Origin of the sequence: Kitasatospora sp. NPDC052868 (assembly GCF_044547105.1) — a bacterium.
Lineage (GTDB): Bacteria > Actinomycetota > Actinomycetes > Streptomycetales > Streptomycetaceae > Kitasatospora.
In genome coordinates, this window is record NZ_JBITZW010000063.1 from 1 (window position 1) to 1,118 (window position 1,118).

1 protein-coding gene is annotated in these 1,118 nt (G+C 68.0%); it reads left to right on the forward strand.

Annotation, left to right across the window (positions count from 1 at the left end; all coding sequences use genetic code 11):
• A partial coding sequence (locus tag ACIGZJ_RS36905) for an acyltransferase domain-containing protein (protein ID WP_396461389.1) occupies positions 1–1,118 on the forward strand: 1,118 nt, incomplete at both ends.

Below are 1,118 nucleotides of genomic sequence, written 5' to 3' on the forward strand. Positions count from 1 at the left end.
CTGGCCCGCGGCGAGGAAGCCCCCGGCCTGGTCACCGGCACCGCCCGCGAGGACACCGGCCGCACCGTCTTCGTCTTCCCCGGACAAGGCTCCCAATGGGCCGGCATGGGCCGCGACCTCTACCAGACCTCACCCGTCTTCCGCACCCACCTCGACACCTGCGCCCAAGCCCTCGACCCCCACACCGGCTGGAACCTCGTCAACACCCTCACCGGCACCGACGACACCTGGCTCCACCACGTCGACACCGTCCAACCCGCCCTCTTCGCCACCATGGTCGCCCTCGCCCAGACCTGGCGCACCTACGGCATCGAACCCGACGCCGTCATCGGCCACTCCCAAGGCGAAATCGCCGCCGCCCACATCGCCGGAGCCCTCACCCTCGACGACGCCGCCCGCATCGTCACCCTCCGCTCCCGCACCCTCAAAACCCTCGCCGGCACCGGCGGCATGACCTCCATCAACCTCCCCGCCACCCACGTCCACGAACTCCTCACCACCAACAACTGGCACCACCACCTCACCATCGCCGCCCACAACGGCCCCACCAACACCATCGTCGCCGGCACCCCCCAAGCCCTCGACACCCTCACCACCCACTGCGAACACCACAACATCCGCGCCCGCCGCATCCCCGTCGACTACGCCTCCCACTCACCCCACATCGAACCCCTCCACCACCACCTCACCACCCTCCTCGCCGACATCAACCCCCAACCCACCACCCACATCGCCTTCTACTCCACCCTCACCAACACCCACATCCACGACACCACCACCCTCAACGCCGACTACTGGTACGAAAACCTCCGCCGACCCGTCCAATTCGAAGCCACCACCCGCACCCTCCTCGCCAACGGCCACACCACCTACATCGAAACCAGCCCCCACCCCGTCCTCACCACCAGCATCCAGGAAACCGCCGAACACACCACCACCCACACCACCACCATCCCCACCCTCCGCCGCGACCACGGCACCCTCACCCACCTCCTCACCAACCTCGCCCACGCCCACACCACCACCAACACCCCCATCAACTGGACCCCCCACCACCCCACCAACCCCACCCCCACCAACCTCCCCACCTACCCCTTCCAACACCAGCACTACTGGCT